Below are 20,968 nucleotides of genomic sequence, written 5' to 3'. Positions count from 1 at the left end.
TGCAATGCAAGATGCATTCCAGATACCGCTACGGCGAGCCATGCCAGGCAGCCGGCACGTCAACGCTATCACCAGCGACAAGTGAGAACGGCATTCCAGCACCACCTTGGTGCGGGGCAGGCCTTCCCCGCAGAACCATGAGGCAAGGTATCGCTGAAAGTCGCTTTGTGACCGGGTCGGATGTCGGGGCGACCGTGCAAAGTCACTTGCCTGTATGGAAATCCCATCAACTGGTATGGAAATTGCTGCCTGACTGGGTAGACGCAGAACGAAGCGCCATGGCGGCGCTTCATCATCGGCAACGACGCCCACCTTCCGCCTCCCTCGAGAGGCGAAGGGTGGGCGTCGTTTTTTTATGCACGAGCGCACAGGAGGTCGTCATGCACCAGGCTCGAACCACTTGCCCCTACTGCGGCGTTGGTTGCGGCGTTCAGGCCGAGATCGATGATGATCGCATCATCGGCGTTGCCGGCGATACCGAACATCCCGCCAACTTTGGGCGGTTATGCGTCAAGGGGGCGGCGCTGCACGAGACCCTGGGTGATCATGGACGGCTGACTCGACCGCGGATCGATGGCGTCGAGGTGGGCTGGGATACGGCGCTGGAGACGGTGGCCGAGAGGCTGCACGCAACGCGTCGCGATCACGGCAACCATGCCGTGGCGGCCTATCTCTCGGGGCAACTGCTCACCGAGGACTATTACGTTGCCAACAAGCTGTTCAAGGGCTTTCTGGGTACCCCGCACCTGGATACCAACTCGCGGCTCTGCATGGCCTCGGCGGTCGCCGCCTACAAGCGTGCCTTCGGTGCCGATGCCGTGCCGTGCAACTACGAGGACCTGGAAGAGGCGGAGCTGGTCGTGCTGGTGGGTTCCAATCTGGCCTGGAATCACCCCGTATTGTATCAGCGCATCAAGGCGGCCAAGCAGGTCAACCCGCTGATGCGGGTAGTCGTGATCGACCCCAGGGTCACCGATAGCTGCGAGATCGCCGATCTCTATCTCGGCCTCGCCCCCGGTAGCGATGCCCGGCTGTTCAATGGTCTGCTGGCCTGGATGGATGACCGGGACAAGCTGGACCGGGTCTACCTGGACAGGCATACCCAGGGGATGGAAGAGGCCCTGGCAGCGGCTCGCGAGGACGACACGTCGCTGGAAGCCATTGCGGCCGACTGCGATGTGGACGTGGAACGATTGGAAACCTTCTTCCACTGGTTCGCCAGTCGCCTTCACGTGGTGACCCTCTACTCTCAGGGCATCAACCAGTCCTCCAGCGGTACCGACAAGTGCAATGCCATCATCAATTGCCATCTGGCCGAGGGCAAGATCGGCCTGCCCGGGGCCGGCCCCTTCTCGATCACCGGTCAACCCAACGCCATGGGGGGGCGCGAAGTGGGCGGGCTGGCCAATCAGCTGGCGGCGCACATGGACTACCACACGCCGGGTGCCATCGAACGGGTTTCACGCTTCTGGGCAACCGAAACCCTTGAGCCGGACCTGCCCGACGGGCCCGGCCACAAGGCGGTGGAGCTGTTCGAGGCCATCGAGCGGGGCGAGGTGCAGGCGCTGTGGATCATGGCCACCAACCCAGTGGTGAGCCTGCCGGATGCCAACCGCGTGAGGGAGGCTCTCGCCAGATGTCCCCTCGTCATCGTGTCCGAATGCATGGCCGACACCGACCTGCTGCCCTATGCCGATATCGTGCTGCCAGCCTCGGGCTGGTCCGAAAAGGACGGCACCGTGACCAACTCCGAGCGGCGCATTTCGCGGCAGCGCGGACTTCTGCCACCCCCGGGGGAGGCACGGCACGATTGGTGGATCATCACCCAGGTCGCCAGGGAAATGGGATTCGGCGAGGCGTTCGCCTATGAGCATCCCAGTGAGATCTTCGACGAGCATGCCAGGCTATCCGGCTTTGACAACCAGTCCGGGAGCTTTCGCCTGTTCGATGTCTCCGGCCTGGCCGGGCTCGACCGGGCGGCCTATGATGCGCTGGAACCCATTCAATGGCCGGTCACGGCCGCTGCTCCCCGTGGTACTGCGCGGCTCTTCGTGGATGGGTGCTTTGCCACGCCGAACGGAAAGGCTCAACTGATTGCCATTCGCCCGCGACAGCCACGGCAGGCCTTGAGCGATGTCCGTCCGCTGCGCCTCAACACGGGCCGTGTACGGGACCAGTGGCATACCATGACACGCACGGCTCGGTCGCCACGCCTGATGAACCACCGTGGCGAGCCCTTCATTGAACTGCATCCCGACGATGCGCGTTCCTACGGTATGAGCGATCGGCAACTGGCACGATTGAGCGGCGCCGGCGGTGACTATATCGGCCGGGTTCGGCTCTCCAAAGGGCAGCGCCGCGGGGAGGTGTTCGTGCCCATGCACTGGACCGGCCAGTTCAGTGGAGCCGCGCGCATGGGTAGCTTGTTGGCGGCGTACCGCGACCCCATTTCCGGTCAGCCCGAGTCCAAGCATGGCGCTGTCTCGCTCAAGCCGCTGGAGAACGGTTGGGACGCTACCCTTATAGTGGCCAACGACCTGAAAGGCGATGCCAAATGGTGTGACAATGCCCGCTATTGGGCGCGTATACCGCTGGCCGATAGCCAGCGCTGGCAGTTGGCCGGTGGCGATGCCACTGCCACGAATGATCGCGATTGGCTGGCCTGGCTGGAAGTATACTTGCCAGTGGCGCCGTCCCTGTGGTGTGAGGATCCGGCCAGCGGCCGCTTGCGTGCCGCTGGCGTCGTCGATGGTCGTCTGCGCTGGTGGCTGATGGTGGGGCCGCCCGGCGAGCTGCCGGGGCTGGCCTGGCTCGACGAGCGCTTCCGGGAGGCGGCCCGGGGCGAACGGCTGGACGAAGCCCGGCATCGACGCCTGTTGGCCGGCTGTGACGATGGCGGCGCCGACAGCGGGCCTGTCGTGTGCAGCTGTCATCAGGTGGGCCAACGCTGCATCCGTGAGGCGATTCGCGGCGGTGACGGCAGCGTCGAAGCGCTAGGCGCCCGGCTGGCGTGCGGCACCCGATGCGGTAGTTGTATCCCCGAACTGAAATCCCTGATCGAAGAGGAGAGGGCCCATGCGAGCGCTGAGCCGAAACCTGAAGTCACTGTCGCGTGATGCCCTGAACGCTGGCCTGGCCCGTCTCGGAATCGGCTCCCGCTATGCGGGCTGCCTTGGCGAAGGCAGGGAGTGTGGCGGCATGCCCTCCCTGGCACTGCGTGGCGACTGCCGCCCGGGCTGCGTCTACCTGGTGGGCGCCGGCAGCGGCGACGTTGAGCTCATGACCCTGAAGGCCGCCCGGCTGCTGCAGCAGGCCGACGCCATCGTCTATGATCGCCTGATCGGTGACGAGGTGCTGTCGTTGATCCCGGCAGGCCGCGAACGTCACTATGTCGGCAAGGCCCGGGGGCATCACAGCGTGCCCCAGACCGAAATCGGTGAACTGTTGGTCAGGCTGGCGGGGCAGGGCAAATCGGTCGTGCGCCTTAAAGGTGGCGATCCCGGTATCTTCGGGCGCCTGGGAGAGGAACTGGCCGCCCTGGCACAGGCCAACGTGCCTGCCGAGATCGTGCCCGGTATCACGGCGGCGTCGGCCGCCAGTGCCGGGATGGGCATTCCGCTCACCGACCGCGGTCATGCCCAACAGGTGCGCTTCATCACCGCACAGCTGTGTCGCGAGGGCGGCGAGCCCGACTGGACCGAACTGGCCCGCCGGGACGAAACCCTGGTGTTCTACATGGGGCTCTCCAAGGTGGCGGTCATCTGCACGGGCCTGCGCCAGGCGGGGCTACCGGACGACTGGCCGATCATGCTGGTCGCCAATGCCAGCCTGCCGGAGCAGGTGTCGCTCGTTGGCACCTTGGCGGACATGCCGGCCAAACTGACTCAAGAGCCTCTTCCGTCTCCCTGCCTGATCGTGGTGGGTAGCGTGGTGCGGATGGTCGAGGCCAGTCCGGCACACTCGGCAAGAAGGGCCAGGGCTGTCTATGCCTCTCGCCGTGGTGGCGGCCGTCACGGTGCAGATGTTCTATATTGAGGCTGTACTCGATGATGAGGTCGAAGTGGTGGAAGAGTGAGTACTTGCAAGCGCTGGATGAGCCATGCCAGCACGCGGCAGGAGGAAACTTGCCGTACTCTGGACCTGAGGCTTTTGATCATGCCTCTCAATGAAAATGGAGATTTCTGTATGACGACTCGACTGTGGAAATGGATGGCGGCAGCGGCGATAGCGGGGGTATCGATATCCGTCAGCGCGGATGACATCGAAGGTGTGATAGAGGCGGTGGATGCGGAGAATCGCACGCTGACCGTGCAGGGGATCACTTTCGAGGTGACAGACAGCACCGATTATGATGACGGTCTGAGCCGTTTCGAAGATCTGCAGGAGGGGCAGCGGGTCGAGGTGGATTTCGATTATCGCGATGGGCGCCATATTGCCACCGAGATCGAGCTGGAAGACTGAGCCCGATGGGGCGGATGGTCTGACTGATGGACTACGCAAGGGCCGGCCTGATGTGCCGGCCCTTTTTTGCTTGCATGCCGGTGAGTTGTGCATGCCGTGGCTCCCGTCGGCCTGGTTAGCCTGAGGGCAGGAGGTAATCGAAGAGCCGGTAAACTGATATCGATCAGGTGTGAATCACATGTTTGCGGCTAGGCTGAAACCAGCTGTCTTCCTTCTGCCTGGTGCGAGTGCCTGCGTTATGACCAAGCGTATCTTGATCCTTCAGGGACACCCCGATGCCAGTGATTCGCACCTCTGCCACTCGTTGGGCGCACACTATCGGGTGGGAGCCGAAACCAACGGTCATACCGTGCGCATGATCGATATCGCGAGGCTCGAGTTCCCGTTGCTGCGAAGTCAGAAGTCGTGGAAGGAGGGTTCTTTACCCGCTTCGCTGCAGGAGGCCCAGGAGGCCATCGGCTGGTGTGAGCACCTGGTGCTGATTTTTCCGCTGTGGCTGGGCGGCATGCCAGCCATGGTGAAAGCCTTCCTGGAGCAGGTCATGCGGCCTGGCTTCGCCTTCGAATATGTCGAGGGCAGTCCGTTGGGCAAGAAAAGCCTGACTGGTCGCTCAGCAAGAATAGTGGTCACCATGGGCATGCCCGCGATGATCTATCGCCACCTTTACCGCGCACATGGCGTCAAGGCGCTGGAGCGCAACGTTCTCGGCTTTGTCGGCATCGCGCCCATCAATGAGACGCTGATTGGCAGGGTGGAGTCGCTGAGCGAGCAGGTGCGCACAAAGTGGTTTCGCAAGCTGCAGGAACTGGGGGCGGAGGCCCGGTAGACCCGAGGGAGTGAGTCAGCATTCACTGGGGGGGTAACGTCTTGTTTTCAAGTCTATGACTTTCAGAGCCAGGCCCGGAACGTTGGCTCTCCGGCTTTCTGATCAGCAAGGAGTAGCGGATGTCTTCCACTTCCTCGAAGTGGATCAGCTTCTCGATGAGACCTCGGGTCAGTTCCTTTCCTTCATGCAGCAGCAGAATGCCAGACTCGGAATAGAGGTCCTGGGCGAGAATCATGCCGGGCTTGAGCTTGCTGCTTACCAGTGACTCGACGGACTGGCCCACGACCCCGAGATCCGGTGCCTGTTCAAGACACATCTTGACGAATGCATTGCACAGGTCCGGGTCGTAGATCCGTCCCGAGAACTTGCGCAGCAGGCTCAGCACCTGCTGGCGTGGGACCTTGCGTGGCAATATCATGCCGCGCTGCAGTTCGGTGAAGTCCACCGCCAGCCCCAGCAGGCGGGCCCCATACGGGATGGCGTTTCCTTCCAGCTGGTCGGGAAAGCCGGTGCCGTTCCAGCGCTCGCGATGATGGCGAATGATCCTGGCCGTGCCCTGTAGATGCTCCAGTGACGTCAACAGTTTTTCGCCCGTTACCGGATAGCGCTGATAGGCGACCTGGTCCTGGGCAAACAGTTTCTGTTCAGGCGTATTCAGCAGACGATCGCTCCAGATCAGCCGCCCCATGTTATAGAGAGCGGCTGCCATCAGCAGATCCCGCCTGAGCGTTTCATCCAGATCGTGAATCTCGGCAAAGGTCCTGACCAGGGCGTCGACCTGGGCATTTGTCTGAAGAGGAGAGGAGAGACGGAGATTGAGCAATGATGCCAGCGCTCGGGTGGCGGTGACATGGCTGCGCTCCAGCTCGACATAGGCGGCATCCAGCATGTCCGAGAGTTGCTTCAGCTCCTGGGTGCGGGCCTCGACCCGCTGTTCCAGCGTCGAGTTGAGCTCGGCAAGAGTCCGGTTCTGTTGCTGGGTGGCGGCTTCCAGACGCTTCTGCTCACGCTCGGCATGTTGATGGGCCAGCGCCTGGCGCAGCATGAGGTGCAGCTCTTCGTCATTCCACGGCTGGGTGATGACGCTGTGGACGCGCCCCTTGTTGATAGCGTGCACCATGGCATTCGGATCAGCCTGGTCAGTGAGCATCACACGAATGCAGTCGGGCCATTTCTGCTGGATGGCGCTCAGCAATTCGACCCTATCCATGTCCGGTACGCGGGCGCCTGTGATGACCAGATCCACGCTTTCCCTTTCCATCAACGCCAGGGCGGCTTCACCCCCGCTGGCTTTCAGAAGACGGTAGCCATCTCCTTGCAGCGCGGTAGCGAGCAAGTCGAGCGCGCTGGATTCCTCCTCGACCAGCAGCAGTGTCGCGAGGCATTCATCCTGGCCTTTCGTATTCGCCAACTGGTCGGTATCAGCACTCTGCATGGCGCATCTCCTGGTGGCAGCATGGATGCATATGCCATGGCCATACGCGACATCCGTTCTATCGATTTCTTACAGTACCAATCGGCGGAAGGCCCCAAAACTTTAGGGATGCGCACTCGTATGCAGAAGGTGGTCCGAACAGCATTGGCCTCAGAGATGGGCCAGCACGGCGTCGGCACTACTACTATCGACCACGCCTCGTTCGGTATCGACACCGATGTACTGCACCACGCCATCATCGGCAATCAGCGCGTAGCGATGACTGCGAACCCCCATGCCCGAGGCGGTACGGTCATTCTCGAGGCCAGTCGCCCGGGTGAAATCAGCATTGCCATCGGCCAGCATCAGCATGTCATGGGCATTCTGATTCTTCTGCCACGCATCCATGACGAAGGCATCGTTGACCGACAGGCAGGCCAGGACATCCACCCCTTTGGCGAGGATCTCGTCGGCCTTGACCACGAAGCCGGGCATGTGGGTATTGGAGCAGCCTGGTGTAAAGGCTCCCGGCACGGCAAAGAGCACCACGCGCTTGCCGGCGAACAGCTTGCCGGTGTCGATGTCATTGGGGCCGTCGGGCCCGTTGGTCTTGAGGGCGATGTCGGGGATCTTGTCGCCTACGGAAAGCGGCATGGGAATGACTCCTCGTTGGCGTGGGTGACTAGCTGCCCTGGTAGGCGTCGAACACTTCCTGGCCGGTCATGTTGTGCGTGTCGTTGGCGAAGTCGTAGAAGGAGGGCTTCTGATCGATGAATATCTGGGTATCGAAGGTCCACGCCTCGCCCCCGTCGACCAGGCCGACCGGGATGGCATAGTGGTCGCCGGTCGTCAGTCGGTAGAAGAGGTGGGTGCCGCAGCGCTTGCAGAAGCCCCGCTCGGCCCAATCCGAAGAGGAAAATACGGTAATGTTCTCCTCACCCTGTATCTCGACTTCGCTGACCGATTCCAAAGCCAGCAGCGGACCACCTCCCCAGGTGCGACACATGCTGCAATGACAGGCGCCCAGATTCTGCCTGGCGGCCACTACGGCGAGTTGTACGGCGCCGCACAGGCAGCTTCCGCGTGCGCTCATTCCTTCCATCGTCTTTCTCCGGTTGAGTCTCGTGAGTCTTGGCATCGGAGCCGCCATGCGGCTTCGAGCACTCTTTGCTATCGATAGTGTAGCGGCTGGGTCGCGGTCGAGCCTGTATCGTGCCTGGCCGGTATGAATCTGGATGGCCATGGCAAGACACTATCGTTTCTCTTGTTGGGAATGGAGATTTCGGTGTAGAAACGGCCACTCGTGCGAGTGGCCGTTTTCGAGAGAGTCGGGCATCAGGCCCGCTCTTTCTCCAACGCCGCAGCGCTCTGTTCCTTCCTGCGGCGCTCGGCCAAGTCTTCCACCTTGCGCTGTTTCTCGTAGAGGAAGCGCAGCACTTCCTGGCGGTAGTGATTGTAGCGCGGGTCGTCGGCCAGGGTGATGCGGTTGCGTGGCCTCGGCAGGTCGATGTCGAGGATCTCGCCGACCTTCGCCGAGGGGCCGTTGGTCAGCATCACGATGCGGTCGGAGAGCAACACCGCCTCGTCGACGTCGTGGGTGATCATGATGATGGTGTTGTGCAACTCCTCCTGGATGCGCATCACCTCTTCCTGCAGGTGAGCGCGGGTCAGGGCATCGAGGGCGCCGAACGGCTCGTCGAGCAGCAGCACCTTGGGTTCCATGGCCAGCGCCCGGGCAATGCCCACGCGCTGTTTCATGCCGCCGGAGATCTCATCGGGCCGCTTGTGCAGCGCCGCGCTCATGCCGACCATTTCCAGGTTCTTCAGGATCCACGCATGTCGTTCGGCCTTGCTCCTGGTGCGGGCGAAGGTCTTGTTGACGGCCAACGCCACGTTCTCGTAGACGGTCAGCCAGGGCAGCAGAGAGTGATTCTGGAACACCACGCTGCGATCGGGCCCCGGGTCGTTGACCTCCTTGCCATCGAGGATCACCGCTCCGGACGTCGCGTTGATCAGGCCGGCGACGATGTTGAGCAGGGTTGACTTGCCGCAGCCGGAATGGCCGATGATCGCGATGTATTCACCGCGTTCGACGTTCAGGTTGATGTTCTTGAGAACCTGGCTGTCGACACCGGCGCGCGAGAAGGTCATGTCGACCTGTTCGATGCTCAGATAACGTGCAGTCATTGGAATATCTCCTGTCAGCCCTTGCTGGTGCCGCGGGTCACGCGGTTACCCACATAGGCGACCATGCGGTCGAGGATGAAGCCGACGATGCCGACGTAGATCAGGGCGAGAATGATGTCGCTGATCATCGACGCGTTCCAGGCGTCCCAGATGAAGAAGCCGATGCCCACGCCGCCGATCAGCATCTCGGCGGCGACGATGGCCAGCCAGGACAGGCCCACGCCGATACGCAGCCCCGAGAAGATATAGGGTGCCGCGGCGGGCAGCATGATGCGGATGAAGTACTCGTAGCCATTGAGGCGAAGCACTCGTGCGACGTTGCGGTAATCCTCGGGGATGTTACGTACGCCTACCGAGGTGTTGATGATGATGGGCCAGATCGCGGTGATGAAGATGACGAAGATGGCCGACGGGGTGCTGTCCTGGAAACCGGCCAGCGAGATAGGCAGCCAGGCCAGTGGCGGCACCGTGCGCAGCACCTGGAAGACCGGGTCCAGGCCGCGCAGGGCCCAGGTGGACTGGCCGACCAGGACGCCGAGGCTGATACCGGCGATGACTGCCAGCGAGTAGCCATAGGCCACCCGCTCCAGGCTGGCCAATATCTGCCAGCCCATGCCCTTGTCATTGCCGCCGTAGTCGTAGAAGGGATTGATGATCAGGTCCCAGGTGTCGCGCAGTACCTGCGAGGGCGGTGGCAGCGCGGCTCCCGGCGACGAGCAGAGGATCTCCCAGATGCCGCCGAGCAGGGCAAGGATCAACAGGGGAGGAAGGACTTTCTGGACGAGAACATCCTTCAGGTCCTGTAGATACGGTGTCCAACTGGCTGGAGCCGGCTGAGTCACGCTATCGGCACGCTGTGAAACGCTCATGGCGATTCTCCCGTGGTGTGAGATCAGGGTGATGGCAGGTCGCCATCAGGCGAGGCGCTTGATCTCGAGGCTGTCGAGATAGGCCTGCGTGTCCTCGGGGTCGAAGACCTTGCCGTCGAAGAAGGTCTCGACGCCGCGCGAGGTCGATGTCGGGATCTGCTCCGAGGAGACGCCCAGCGCCTCGGCCGCCTCGCGCCACAGATCCTCGCGATTGACCTGTTCGATCAATGCTGCGCTATCGAAGTCCTGGGGCAGATACCCCCAGCGCTTGTTTTCGGTGAGGAACCAGAGGTCATGGCTCTTGTAGGGGTAGGAGGCATGCTTGTCCCAGTAGCGCATCATCTGGGGATGATCCTCGACCACGCGGCCGGTGCCATAGTCGAAGTTGCCCTGGATCCGGTCGATCAGGTCGGCATAGGGGGCGTGGATCCAGCGGCGACGCGAGCAGATCTGGGCCATTTCCTCGTGGTTGGCCGGATCTTCACACCACATCTGGGCTTCCATGATCGCCATCAACAGCGCGCGGGTCGCATTGGGGTTGGCTTCCACATAGTCGCTGCGAAGGGCGAAGGCCTTCTCCGGATGGTCGTTCCATAGCTCGCCGGTGGTGTTGGCGGTATAGCCGATGCCCTGGTTGACCAGCTGGAGGTTCCATGGCTCGCAGACGCAGAAGGTATCCATGCTGCCTACGCGCATGTTGGCGACCATCTGTGCGGGTGGGATGGTGATCGTCGAGACATCGCGGTTGGGGTCGATGCCTCCTGCGGCCATCCAGTAACGAATCCACATATCGTGGGTGCCGCCGGGGAAGGTCATGGCGGCGCTCGCCTCGTTGCCGCCGGCGCGTTTTTCGGCGAGTGCCTGGCCGAATTCGGTGGCGTCGACCCCGACCTCCAGATCGGCATATTCTCGGCCCACCGAGATGCACTGCCCGTTGAGGTTGAGGCGCGCCAGGACGCTCATTGGTACCGGCTGATTATTGGGGGTGATGGCTCCGGCGGACATCAGGTAGGGCATCGGCGTGAGGATATGGGCGCCGTCGATGCCGTTGCGCTGCGAGCCGAGTACCAGGTTGTCACGGGTGGTGCCCCAGGAGGATTGCTTGAGCACATCGACGTCGGTCATGCCGTGCGCGGCGAAGAAGCCTTTCTCATCGGCCACGAAGAGTGGAGCGGCATCGGTCAGGGCAATGAAGCCGAGTTTGGCCGAGGTGGTCTCAGGCTTGCCAGCGGCGAAGGCCCAGTTGCCCGGCAATGCTGTGAGCAGGGCGGAACCGCCTACGACGGCTGCAGTGCTCTTCAGGAAGCGGCGACGCTGAGGCGAGTGTCCCTGGAATGATTTGTTCATGACGATGACTCCCAACAAAAAAACGGCGTCTGCGAGGAGTTCGCCGTGAAGGTCACGGGAATCTACGCAGACGCCGTTGTCCGATATCGAGTAAATGCTTCGAGGCTGAACCGTCGTTGACTCAGCGGGCACTAGATGCTTTGCAGTTTGGGTGCCATGGATGCATCTATCACTATTTAAATAAATATAAACAACAAGTTGTTTTTTTCATCATGACGGGCATCAAATGGCATTGGCGGCCTGATGGACGTTAACGGTGCGAAACCGAACCTGTCTGCACCAGCGGTGCCCTCTACATATCCTGTCCGGCGCGTTTCTTGAGAATATCGGACAAGTCGAGAATGCTGTTTGCCAGCTCCGTCATGCTCTTGCTCTGGTCCATCGACATCTTGCGCAGGAATCGATAGGCCTGCTCCTCGGTCATTTGCTGGCTGTCCATGATCAAGCCCTTGGCGCGTTCGACGAGTTTTCGCTCACGCAATGCCTTGCGGGTATGCTCGAGCTCGTCGCTGAGTCCTTGAAGCCGTGCCGCTTGGGCCTGCATCAGCTCGATCAGCGAGCGATTGAGAGGGGAGTCGACGGCAGTGGCTGTCAGATTGCCGAGCGTGCGAGAGGGCTGGTCATCGAGCAGCTCGACCAATTGCTGACACATGGAGGGTGTCTCGTCTTCCGCCGCAAGGGAGGCCTGGAGTCTCTCACGGTTGGTCAAATGTTCTCGTGCGGTGGAAATCTTGCAGCGGCACATCTGGAAAAGCTCATCGGCCAGGGTATCTTCCACGGCCATCATGGCGTCGATGCGGCGAGTGGTCAGCTCATACCAGGTTTCGCCAAGGCTTCGCCCCGTGGTGGACCTTGGAAGACCGCGGCACGCCATGTCCCGCAACTGGTGAATGCCCGCCTGGGTGCGAGGTGGCAGGCCCTCGTCCCAGCTCTGGCGCGCTTGTGCAGTGGCGAACTCATTGAAGGTATCGAAACAGCGCTGCTGGGCGTCGACCAGGTGCAGCAGCAGTTGACGGTGGGTGTCATCGAAATGACCTGCCGTGAATCCGATGGCGCCGCAGGCGCGCTCCTGACCGGCCAGCTCCTTGCCCTGCATGAAATGGAAGATGGCGACCAGGGCGCGGGTGATCTCCGGGTCCCCCGCCGTATCGGCGGCATCGAAGACGACCGACAGCAAACCACTGATCAAGCGGTTGAAGGTCAGCGTCGATTCGTCTGCACTGATGCGCAGGCATTCGATGTCCCGGCGCAGTCCGTCGAGGCTGTCCAGGGCATTCGAGACTCGGGCGATACGTTCCAGCAGCCGCGCACTGGCCACTGGGCGACCACCCTCGCTGGTCAGGATATCGAGGCGCTGACGCATGATCCGTTCGGTGTCCAGGCACTCCGCAATGCGCTCCCGGCGCCGGGTTTCGAAGCGCTCTCCCCTGGATGTCAGATAGACATTGGAGGCGCCCCGCTCCTTTTGCAGTGCATGGATGAAGCGGCTGATATCCCCGACGATCTCACAGGTCGTGGCCAAATGTTCCAGGGCGTTTATTTCGCAGCGCTTGGCTGCCAACAGCAGGTGTTCCGCAGGTGTCATTCTGATGACCTCGTCGTTACCCGGGCGGCTCGCCGCGAGCGTGTGCTGCAGCCGTTATCAGGTGAAGCAATTTCAGTGCCATGCTTCAACGCATCGTGCCGCCCGAAGGCGGCGCAGTGATGGTCCAGGTGGTCGTCGTCCGGCCGTGAGCCAGTCAGCGTAGTGACAGGGCACCAGCACCGTTATCCTCACCCACGGCATCCTGATAGGCGGCGGCTTCTTCGGCTTCCGTTTCCTCCGAAAAACGCACCAGAAGAGCGCAGGAGGCAAGTGCAAGCACAGTCAGCCCGAGGTAGAAGAGCCCTTGCTGGTACGTAATGGCCTCTGAACGGAACAGGAACGCGGCGGCCACGGCACCGACATTGCCGCCTGCGCCGACGATACCGGCCACGGCTCCCAACGCCTTCTTGTTGATGAAGGGCACGACGCCATAGGTCGCACCCTCGGCCATCTGCACGAAGAGGCTGAAGACCAGCATGATGCCAATGGCATAGGAGAGGACATGCATCTGCGAGAAGGCGACCAGGGCGATGCCTTCGCATACCAGGGCGATGAACAGCCAGCGTACCCGGCCCTTGAGTCCGCCGTTTCTGGCGAACAGGTCGGAGAAGATGCCGCCCATGGTGCGGGCGAAGACATTCATTAGCCCGAACAGGCCGGCAATCATGCCCGCGGTGGCGAGTGTCAGGTCGAAATGATCGAAGAAGTAGATGGCGGCGATATTGTTGATGGTCAGTTCGACCCCGAAGCAGAGGGCATAGACCACGAAGAGGGCCCAGACGCGGATATCCCTGGCGGCAGTCAGGAATGTCTGGCCGGCACCGCTGTCACCGTCAGCCCGGGGCAGCTCCCCCCTGGCGCGCAACTCACTGAAGTTGCCGTTGGGAGCATCCTGGGTGAACAGCCCGTAGCCGATACCGGTGGCGAACATCACGACGCCCGGCACCACCATGGCCAGTCGCCAGCCGAGCGTTTCGCTGACCCCCAGCATCAGAAGGCCGGAGAAGATCAGCGGCATCAGTATCTGCGTGGTGCCACCGCCAAGGTTGCCCCAGCCGGCGCTGGTGGCGTTTGCCGTGCCGACTACGTTGGGCGCGAACATCATGGTGGTGTGATACTGGGTAATCACGAAGGAGGCGCCGATCGCGCCGATTGCCAGGCGTGCCAGCAGGAAACCTTCGAAGCTATTGACCAGCCCGATGCTCATCACCGGGATCGAGCCGAGCAGCAGCAGGCCGGTATAGGTCTTGCGTGGTCCGATGCGATCACACAACACGCCTATCAAGAGGCGAACGATGATGGTGATGGCCACTGAGGCGATGATGGTATTGCCGATCTGGGTCTGGCTGAGAGATAGGTCTTCGCGGACCACGGCCATCAGCGGTGCAATACCGAACCAGCCGAAGAAGCAGATGTGAAAGGCGAACCAGGAGAAGTGAAAGGCTCGCATCTGAGGAGTATCGAGGCTCAACAGGCGAATCCTGTTGGCCTTGCCGCGTATGTCCATGGGTCAAGCCTCGCATGGGATAGTAGCGAATCCGGGAACGTGTCCTTCGTCGTTGAAGGTCAGGTTCGACGCACTCGTACTCCCATCACTTGGCCTGGGGAGCCTGGTCCACGCCTACCAGCAGTTGACTTTTTCAAGCAAGCAACATGCCATTATGGTAGTTTTTCTTTTTCGTCAATCAATTGGTTTCGATCGGAAAGAAGGGGCCAGGGTAGGCTCCGCCTGCTGCGTGAGCCTGGATGGGTGACGATGGTGCATCGCCGGAGAAAGCTTGCTCCTTGTTGGCGCAGCCGACGCTTTGTCGTGGCAGACAGGAAAATACGCGGCAACAGGGCAAGGCTAATTCATGGTCAACTGGCGCCCATCACCCTGGCAGGCCAGGAAGGCGGAGGCTTCCAGCCATTCGGGGTCCGGGTAGTAGGCGAAGAGATACTGCTCCTCCTTGATGCTATCGATCAGGGAGTAGGTCACCTCCTGACGTACCGCCGGGCAGCCATGGCTGCGACCCAGGCGGCCGGTCCGCTCGATGAAGGCTTCGCTGACGTAGTCGGCCCCATGAATGACAATGGCGCGCTGGTAGGCCAGGTCATTGACGCCGGCCTCGAGACCTTCCAGCCGTAACGAATAACCGTTGCGTCCGTAGTAGCTGTTCATGGTGCGGAACAGGCCGAGGCTCGACTGATGGCTTTCCGGCGTATTGGAGAAAATCGTCGCTTCGGCGTCACCGGAGCCCTGGCCGTGGGAGACCAGCTCCTCGAATAGCAGCCGCTTCTCTGCCAGATCGAAGATCCACAGGCGCGGCTGGGTGGAAGGCAGTGAATAGTCGATCACCGCCAGCCGTTCGGCGTGCGGCTCGGCACAGGTCAGGGCGTTGGCGGCCAGCTGCAGCACATGGGGGGTGGCCTGGGGGGCGAGTCGGGTCAAGGTCTGCTCCAGGCTGGCGTCGGAGAGTCGTGCCTGGGCCAGAAAGTCCCCGGCCTGGGTTGGGGGCGTGGCGATCAGCAGGCCGCCGATAAGCACGGCGAAGGAAAATCGGGTGGACAGTGGCGATCTGATCATGGGAAACCTGTGATGGTCGGTTGGTCAGGTCATGGTGTGCAAGGCCATTGATGGCTTGGCCCGGATGGACACACGAAACGGAGCCTGTAGCCCTGTGCAGGTTCTATTATGAAGCCAGACGCCAGGAAGGCTACTTGAGTCATCAACGAAGCAGGAGGCAAGCATGCGGTGTTTTGTTGCACTTGGTGGCGTACTGGCCGTGCTGTTGGGGTTGTCGGGCCTTGCCCAGGGTGAGCCGGCCGACAGAGAGGCAAGCGTTGAAGCAGTGACAGCGGAGATTGCCCGGCTGGTCGACGACGAAACGGAGACGGTACGGGCCTTGTACCGGGAGCGCGAGCATCGACCGGCCTGGCGGGACGGGCAGGCCGTTGCAGCCTTTGCCGCGGCGCTACACACCTTGGATGCGGACGGCCTCAGGCCGGAGGACTACCGGCCCGATGATCTGGTGATAGGGCATCGCCAAGCCTATGCCGAGGACGATAGCGAGCAACAGGCCCGTTTCGACCTGCACACCAGTCAGGTATTGCTGACGGTTCTGGCACACCTGAAGCGTGGGAAGGTGGATCCACACAGTATCGATACCGGGTGGGAGATCCCGGCCGAGGCCGCCGAGCTGGATCCGACAGCGATCTCCCGGGCGGTGGAGGCACAGCGCTTCGAACAGGCCTTCGCCGAAGCGCGCCCTGGCTATACGCCCTATGAACGACTTCGCTCCGGCCTGGCCCGGTATCGGACCATCGAGCGCCTGGGCGGTTGGGCAAGCCTGCCTCCACGGGAACGGGCGCTGCGACCGGGCGATCTCGATGACGATGTCTTGCTGCTGCGTGAACGCCTGGCCATCATGGGTGAGCTGGAGGTCATGGCCACCGCCATCGAGGCTTTCCCGGGAGCCGCGTTGGACGGGCCGGACCCTCGGCGCTACGACGAGAGGCTAGACGCTGCCGTGCGTCGCTTTCAGCGGCGTCATCTGCTGGAGGTGGACGGTATCGTCGGCGCCCAGACCCTGGCCGCCTTGAACGTACCGGTAGGCGACCGCATCGATCAGATACGCTTGAACATGGAGCGTGCCCGCTGGCTGCTGCATGGGCTGCCGGAATCCTTCGTGCTGGTGGACATCGCCGGCTACCAACTCAGTTATTTCCGTCCCAATGGTGAAATCTGGCGTTCACGCATCGTGGTGGGCCAGCCCTACCGGCGTACGCCGTCGCTTCGCTCCGACATCACCCACATGACCGTCAACCCGACCTGGACGATTCCGCCCACGATCCTGCGCGAGGACGTTCTGCCCCGTGTGCGCCAGGACCTGGGCTACCTGTGGCGGGAGCGGATCCAGGTACTCAGCCCGTCGGGTGTGCCGCTGAACCCATGGGAAGTCGACTGGTCACGGCCGGGCAATGTGGTACTGCGCCAGAGCCCGGGGCCGCATAACGCGTTGGGGCAGGTAGTGATCCGGTTTCCCAATGACCATATGGTCTATCTGCACGATACCCCGGCCCAGGGCCTCTTCGCCCGGGAGCAGCGGGCCTTCAGTTCAGGCTGTATCCGGGTGCAGGATGTGCTGGAGTTCGCCCAACTGCTGTTCGACGATACCGATAGTGGTCACGACGTTCAGGCGCAGATCGCCAATGGCCAGACCCGCAATGTCCCCTTGGCAGAGCGCGTTCCGGTCATCCTCCACTACTGGACCGTGCATCCGGCAGACGATGGCGAGCTGGCCTTCCGGCCCGATATCTATGGGCGCGACGAGGCCCTGCTGCAGGCATTGGATCGGCCGTTGACGCTGTAGGCGGGAACGCTTTTCCAAACCGGCCATTGAGCCATGCGAAGGCCTGCTCCCGGAAGGCCCGATCCTGTGCAAGAAGGCTTACTCATAGCCCTTGGCCTGCAACCTGAACAGCCGTGCATAGCGGCCGTTGGTGGCCATCAGGCTCGTGTGGTCGCCCTGCTCGAGGATTTCTCCGCCATCGATGACCAGGATCAGGTCGGCGGAGCGAACGGTGGAGAAGCGGTGCGAGATCAGAATGGTCATCTTGTCCCCGCCGTGTTCCCGGAAGTTGGCGAAGACCGCGGCCTCGGCGGCGGCATCCATGGCCGCGGTGGGTTCGTCGAGCACCAGGATGTCGGCACTCTCGCGCATGTAGGCTCTCGACAGGGCGATCTTCTGCCACTGGCCGCCCGACAGCTCCTGGCCATCCTTGAACCAGCGGCCCAACTGGGTGTGATAGCCGCCGGGCATGTCGGCAATGAACGTCTCGGCGAGGCCGCGCCGAGCGGCTTCCTGCCAGCGCCCCTCGTCCTCGAAGGCGGCCACGTCGCCGGCGCCCAGGTTCTCGCCCACTTTCATCTGATAGCGCACGAAGTCCTGGAAGATCACCCCGATGCGTCGACGCAGGGTCTGGATGTCCCAGTCCCGCAGGTCACTGCCGTCTAGCAGGATGCGTCCTTCACTGGGCTCGTACAGCCGGGTAAGGAGCTTGATCAAGGTGGTCTTGCCCGAGCCGTTGGCGCCAACCAGTGCCAGGCTTCCGCCGGGTTTGATATGCAGCGAGATAGTCGACAGCACTGGCATCGTGGCACCGGGGTAGGTGAAGCCGACGTTCTCGAAGCGGATGCCATCGCCGGGCTTGGCCCCCTGGGTGAGTGTGCCTCGCTCGGCGGCCACCGGCTGCTCCAGGTATTCGTAAAGATTCGACAGGTAGAGATTGTCCTCGTACATGCCGCTGATCGAGGTCAGGCTCGCCGAGAGCGCCGCCTGGCCCTGCTTGAAGACCATCAGGTACATGGTCATCTCGCCCAGGGTGAGTTGGCCGGTCACGGTTTCCACTACCACCCAGGCATAGGCGCCATAGAAGGCGAGCGTACCCAGCAGGCCGAGCAGGAAGCCCCAGGTCTCGCGGCGGATCGTCAGGCGGCGATCCTCGCCATAGAGGGTATTGAAGATCTTGCGGTAGCGATCGAGCAGCAGCGGCTCCAGACCGAACAGCTTGACCTCCTTGATGCTGTCCTCCCGGGCCAGCACCGTCTCCAGGTACACCTGCATGCGGGTCTGGGGCGAGCGCCAGCGGAACAGCCGAAAGGCATCGCCGGAGAACTTTGCCTCGGAGACGAACACCGGCAGGGCGCCGATAACCAGTATCAGGATCGCCCATGGCGAGAACTGCACCAGTAGCACGCCGAAGCTGATCAGTGAAATGGCGTTCTGAAGCAGGGAAAAGGTCTTGTTGACCAGGCCCAGGGGGCGGATGGAGGCCTCGCGACGGGCGCGGGTCAGCTTGTCATAGAATTCCGAGTCTTCGAACTGGGCAAGCGACAGGGTACCGGCCTTCTCGAGGATCATCACGTTGACCTTCTGGCCGAGCAGAGCGCGCAGGAGCGACTGCTGGGCCGACAGGCCACGCTGGGCCATGGCAATGGCGGCAATGACGCCGGCTTCCGCCAGTACGTAGCGCAACACTGGCCACCACTCGACGCTGCCGGTATCGCGATGGTGTGCCATGGCCGCCACGACGGCATCGACGATCAGCTGTCCGATCCAGGCGGCCACTGCCGGCAAGATGCCGGCAATCAGGGTGCACACGGCCAGGCCCAGGGTGAGCGGTCGCGAGGTTTGCCAGACGAGCGCCAGCGCACGGCGGCTGTAGCGGAAGACGCCGAAGAAGACACTCAGGCGGTTGTTGTCCTCCGGGGGCGGGGAGGGAATGGTCTTGCGTAGGTGGGGCGAAGACACGCGGGGAACCTCCGGGGGAATGCCGAGGGTCATCGGGGTCAGGCGACCGCTTCAGCAGACGGTTTTGCTTCCGGAGCGAGCCGACGCCCCGCCAACCAGCGCGGCGTCGGCTCGCTGGTTGGCGGGGCGTCGGTGATGACCGTGCGGTGTGGCGTCAGTCGTCTTCCGAGTCGTGCTCGGACGCCCGGGCTACCGCGGGCCCGGCTTCGCCATTGCGCAGGGCGGCCAGTAGCGGTTCGGCTTCCTGCTGGAAGGCCATGAGCTTCTCGCCATTCAGGCTCTTGTTCTCCGGCAGCTCGACCTGCATGGCATCGACAGCGGTATTGTTGACGATGACCTCGTAATGCAGGTGCGGGCCCGTGCTGCGGCCGGTGTTGCCGGACAGTGCGATGCGCTCGCCCATCTCGACCCGGTCGCCGCGATTGACCAGTGCGCGTGACAGATGGAGATAACGGGTGCGATAGCCGTTATCGTGGCGCACCACCACGTAGCGACCGGCCACCGGGTGATTACCCACCTTCTCGATACGGCCATCCGCCGGTGCCTGGACCGGGGTGCCGATCGGCATGGCCCAGTCAGTACCGCGATGAGGGCTGACCCGGCCGGTCACCGGATGGGTGCGGCGGGGGTTGAAGCTCGAACTCATGCGGTAGCTGCCCTCGAAGGGGTAGCGGCTGAAGGCTGGGTCCAGGCTCTGGCCATCCGGCGTGTAGAAGTTGTTGTCGGCACTGTTGCGCACCACCGTCAGGTCCATGCGTGCCCCTGCATACTGGACGGCCAGCACGCGGGAGTCGAAGCTGGCCCCGTCGATGATGTCGGATTCGATGAGCACCTGGAACTCGTCGCCCCGGCGGGTATCGCGGCGGAAGTCGAGCTTCCGCTCGAGCAGCCGTGATACCTGGGCCACCTCGGTACTGGACAGGCCGGTTGCCTGGGCCGAACGGGCGAAACTGCCGCTGACGGTGCCAGCGAACAGGCGCTGCGTGGCTTCGCCGGCACGTTCGATGGTGGCGACGTCGAAATCATCGTCGTCGCGTTCCAGCAGGAAGCCTTCACGGGCATTCTTCATGACCCGCATGGCCGCCAGCCGATCCTGTTCATCCAACTGGTACTCGAACGTGTTGCCGACTCGCCAATGCGTCAACAGCCTCTGGTCCGGCAAGCTTTCCAGAAGCCGGATAGCCTCGCTATAACCGAGGCCCAACTCATTCTGTGCCAGCACCGCGAAGGTATCGCCCTGTTGGACGGTGTAGGTGCGCCACTCGGGGACGAAAGGCTCGGTGGCCGCCACTTCATGGTCGAAGACGATGGGGCCGTCGTCGAAGAAGGCCCAGTCTTCATCGGGAATATCGTCATAGGAGGTGGCGCCGGCGGCCAGGGCTTCGTCATCGGTATGGGTATCATCCAGCATGCCGCTGGCCAGGGTGCCGATCACGAGGGCCATGTGCAGTGCCCCGGAGTCCAGGGTGGCGACCAGGTCAACGCTGCTGGCCTGTCGCTCGTCAGACATGAGCGCCTCGGGCCCCGGTGTCGGGGGGGAGGCGAGAGATTCGGGAGAGGCGGCTGCGTTCGCGATGCCGGCCAGCCCTGTACCGTCGAGATCGATGATCTCGGTGGGTTTCAGCTGTGAAAGGGGGATGTGGTCGCGAGTGGCGTCGATGGCCTGGGTGGCGATTTCGATGGCATCGGCTACCGAGTAGCGTTCACTGTTCAACGAGGGGAGGCCGGGTTGGGCCTGGGGCGTCAGGGGGAACAGGACGGTGTCGGGTGTCTGCCCTTGACGCTGGGTGTTCTCTACGAGGGTGACAATCTTGTGTGCGCCCAGCACGGTGACCATGGTGGCAACGGGTAGCAGCAATAACTTATGCGTGCGGGGCAGCGAATGGAGGATTCGCAACATGGATATCGGCCATATAAATAGGTGACATGAATATAAAAAGGCATGGGAACCTTAACTCATGATATATGGCCTGCCTAGTCTGTATG

16 protein-coding genes are annotated in these 20,968 nt (G+C 62.4%); 5 read left to right on the top strand and 11 right to left on the bottom strand.

Annotated features, from left to right (window positions below; genetic code table 11):
- Positions 1-380 precede the first annotated feature (380 nt).
- The 4 genes from C1H69_RS21285 to C1H69_RS21270 all read left to right on the top strand — a co-directional run bounded on the left by C1H69_RS21285 (position 381) and on the right by C1H69_RS21270 (position 5,287).
- Positions 381-3,116, top strand: a complete 2,736-nt coding sequence (locus C1H69_RS21285) for a nitrate reductase (protein ID WP_102655388.1) — start codon at positions 381-383, stop codon at positions 3,114-3,116.
- Positions 3,076-4,035 (top strand): uroporphyrinogen-III C-methyltransferase, encoded by a 960-nt coding sequence (gene cobA, locus C1H69_RS21280; protein ID WP_102655387.1) that lies wholly within the window; start codon positions 3,076-3,078, stop codon positions 4,033-4,035. Before C1H69_RS21285 ends, cobA begins: the two co-directional genes overlap by 41 nt.
- 150 nt (positions 4,036-4,185) lie before the next feature.
- Complete coding sequence (locus C1H69_RS21275) at positions 4,186-4,461, top strand: DUF5666 domain-containing protein (RefSeq protein WP_165789554.1); 276 nt, start codon at positions 4,186-4,188, stop codon at positions 4,459-4,461.
- 238 nt (positions 4,462-4,699) lie between these two features.
- Positions 4,700-5,287, top strand: a complete 588-nt coding sequence (locus C1H69_RS21270) for an NAD(P)H-dependent oxidoreductase (RefSeq protein ID WP_102655385.1) — start codon at positions 4,700-4,702, stop codon at positions 5,285-5,287.
- Between the two features lie 22 nt (positions 5,288-5,309).
- Here the strand turns inward: C1H69_RS21270 and nosR are convergent, their stop codons facing one another.
- The 9 genes from nosR to C1H69_RS21225 form a co-directional block, all read right to left on the bottom strand.
- A complete protein-coding gene (gene nosR, locus C1H69_RS21265) occupies positions 5,310-6,722 on the bottom strand; it encodes a response regulator c-di-GMP phosphodiesterase, NosR family (protein WP_102655384.1) in 1,413 nt (470 codons plus the stop codon).
- Positions 6,723-6,872: 150 nt separating this feature from the next.
- A complete protein-coding gene (locus tag C1H69_RS21260) occupies positions 6,873-7,355 on the bottom strand; it encodes a peroxiredoxin (RefSeq protein ID WP_102655383.1) in 483 nt (160 codons plus the stop codon).
- Positions 7,356-7,383: 28 nt separating this feature from the next.
- Entirely contained in the window at positions 7,384-7,803 is a 420-nt protein-coding gene (locus C1H69_RS21255) for a GFA family protein (protein WP_102655382.1), read from the bottom strand.
- Between the two features lie 233 nt (positions 7,804-8,036).
- On the bottom strand, positions 8,037-8,888 hold the full coding sequence (locus tag C1H69_RS21250; RefSeq protein ID WP_102655381.1) for an ABC transporter ATP-binding protein: 852 nt from the start codon (positions 8,886-8,888) through the stop codon (positions 8,037-8,039).
- 14 nt (positions 8,889-8,902) lie between these two features.
- Positions 8,903-9,757, bottom strand: a complete 855-nt coding sequence (ntrB, locus tag C1H69_RS21245) for a nitrate ABC transporter permease (protein WP_102655380.1) — start codon at positions 9,755-9,757, stop codon at positions 8,903-8,905.
- Positions 9,758-9,802: 45 nt separating this feature from the next.
- Complete coding sequence (locus tag C1H69_RS21240) at positions 9,803-11,104, bottom strand: CmpA/NrtA family ABC transporter substrate-binding protein (protein WP_102655379.1); 1,302 nt, start codon at positions 11,102-11,104, stop codon at positions 9,803-9,805.
- Positions 11,105-11,396: 292 nt separating this feature from the next.
- Positions 11,397-12,689: a nitrate regulatory protein gene (locus C1H69_RS21235; RefSeq protein ID WP_102655378.1), complete on the bottom strand. Its 1,293-nt coding sequence runs from the start codon at positions 12,687-12,689 to the stop codon at positions 11,397-11,399.
- Positions 12,690-12,843: 154 nt separating this feature from the next.
- A complete protein-coding gene (locus C1H69_RS21230) occupies positions 12,844-14,196 on the bottom strand; it encodes a NarK family nitrate/nitrite MFS transporter (RefSeq protein WP_102655377.1) in 1,353 nt (450 codons plus the stop codon).
- A 339-nt stretch (positions 14,197-14,535) separates the two neighbouring features.
- Positions 14,536-15,255, bottom strand: coding sequence for a murein L,D-transpeptidase catalytic domain family protein (locus C1H69_RS21225; RefSeq protein WP_102655376.1), 720 nt, complete (start codon positions 15,253-15,255; stop codon positions 14,536-14,538).
- Positions 15,256-15,418: 163 nt separating this feature from the next.
- On the opposite strand from C1H69_RS21225, the gene C1H69_RS21220 reads away from it, so the two are divergent.
- Positions 15,419-17,041, top strand: a complete 1,623-nt coding sequence (locus tag C1H69_RS21220) for a L,D-transpeptidase family protein (protein WP_102655375.1) — start codon at positions 15,419-15,421, stop codon at positions 17,039-17,041.
- Between the two features lie 78 nt (positions 17,042-17,119).
- Here the strand turns inward: C1H69_RS21220 and C1H69_RS21215 are convergent, their stop codons facing one another.
- Positions 17,120-18,955, bottom strand: coding sequence for an ABC transporter ATP-binding protein (locus tag C1H69_RS21215; protein ID WP_240610039.1), 1,836 nt, complete (start codon positions 18,953-18,955; stop codon positions 17,120-17,122).
- 181 nt (positions 18,956-19,136) lie between these two features.
- Positions 19,137-20,882 (bottom strand): peptidoglycan DD-metalloendopeptidase family protein, encoded by a 1,746-nt coding sequence (locus C1H69_RS21210; protein WP_102655373.1) that lies wholly within the window; start codon positions 20,880-20,882, stop codon positions 19,137-19,139.
- Between the last annotated feature and the right edge of the window lie 86 nt (positions 20,883-20,968).

This window comes from Billgrantia endophytica, assembly GCF_002879615.1.
Taxonomy (GTDB): domain Bacteria; phylum Pseudomonadota; class Gammaproteobacteria; order Pseudomonadales; family Halomonadaceae; genus Halomonas; species Halomonas endophytica.
This window is presented reverse-complemented; position numbering and strand designations above follow the sequence as displayed.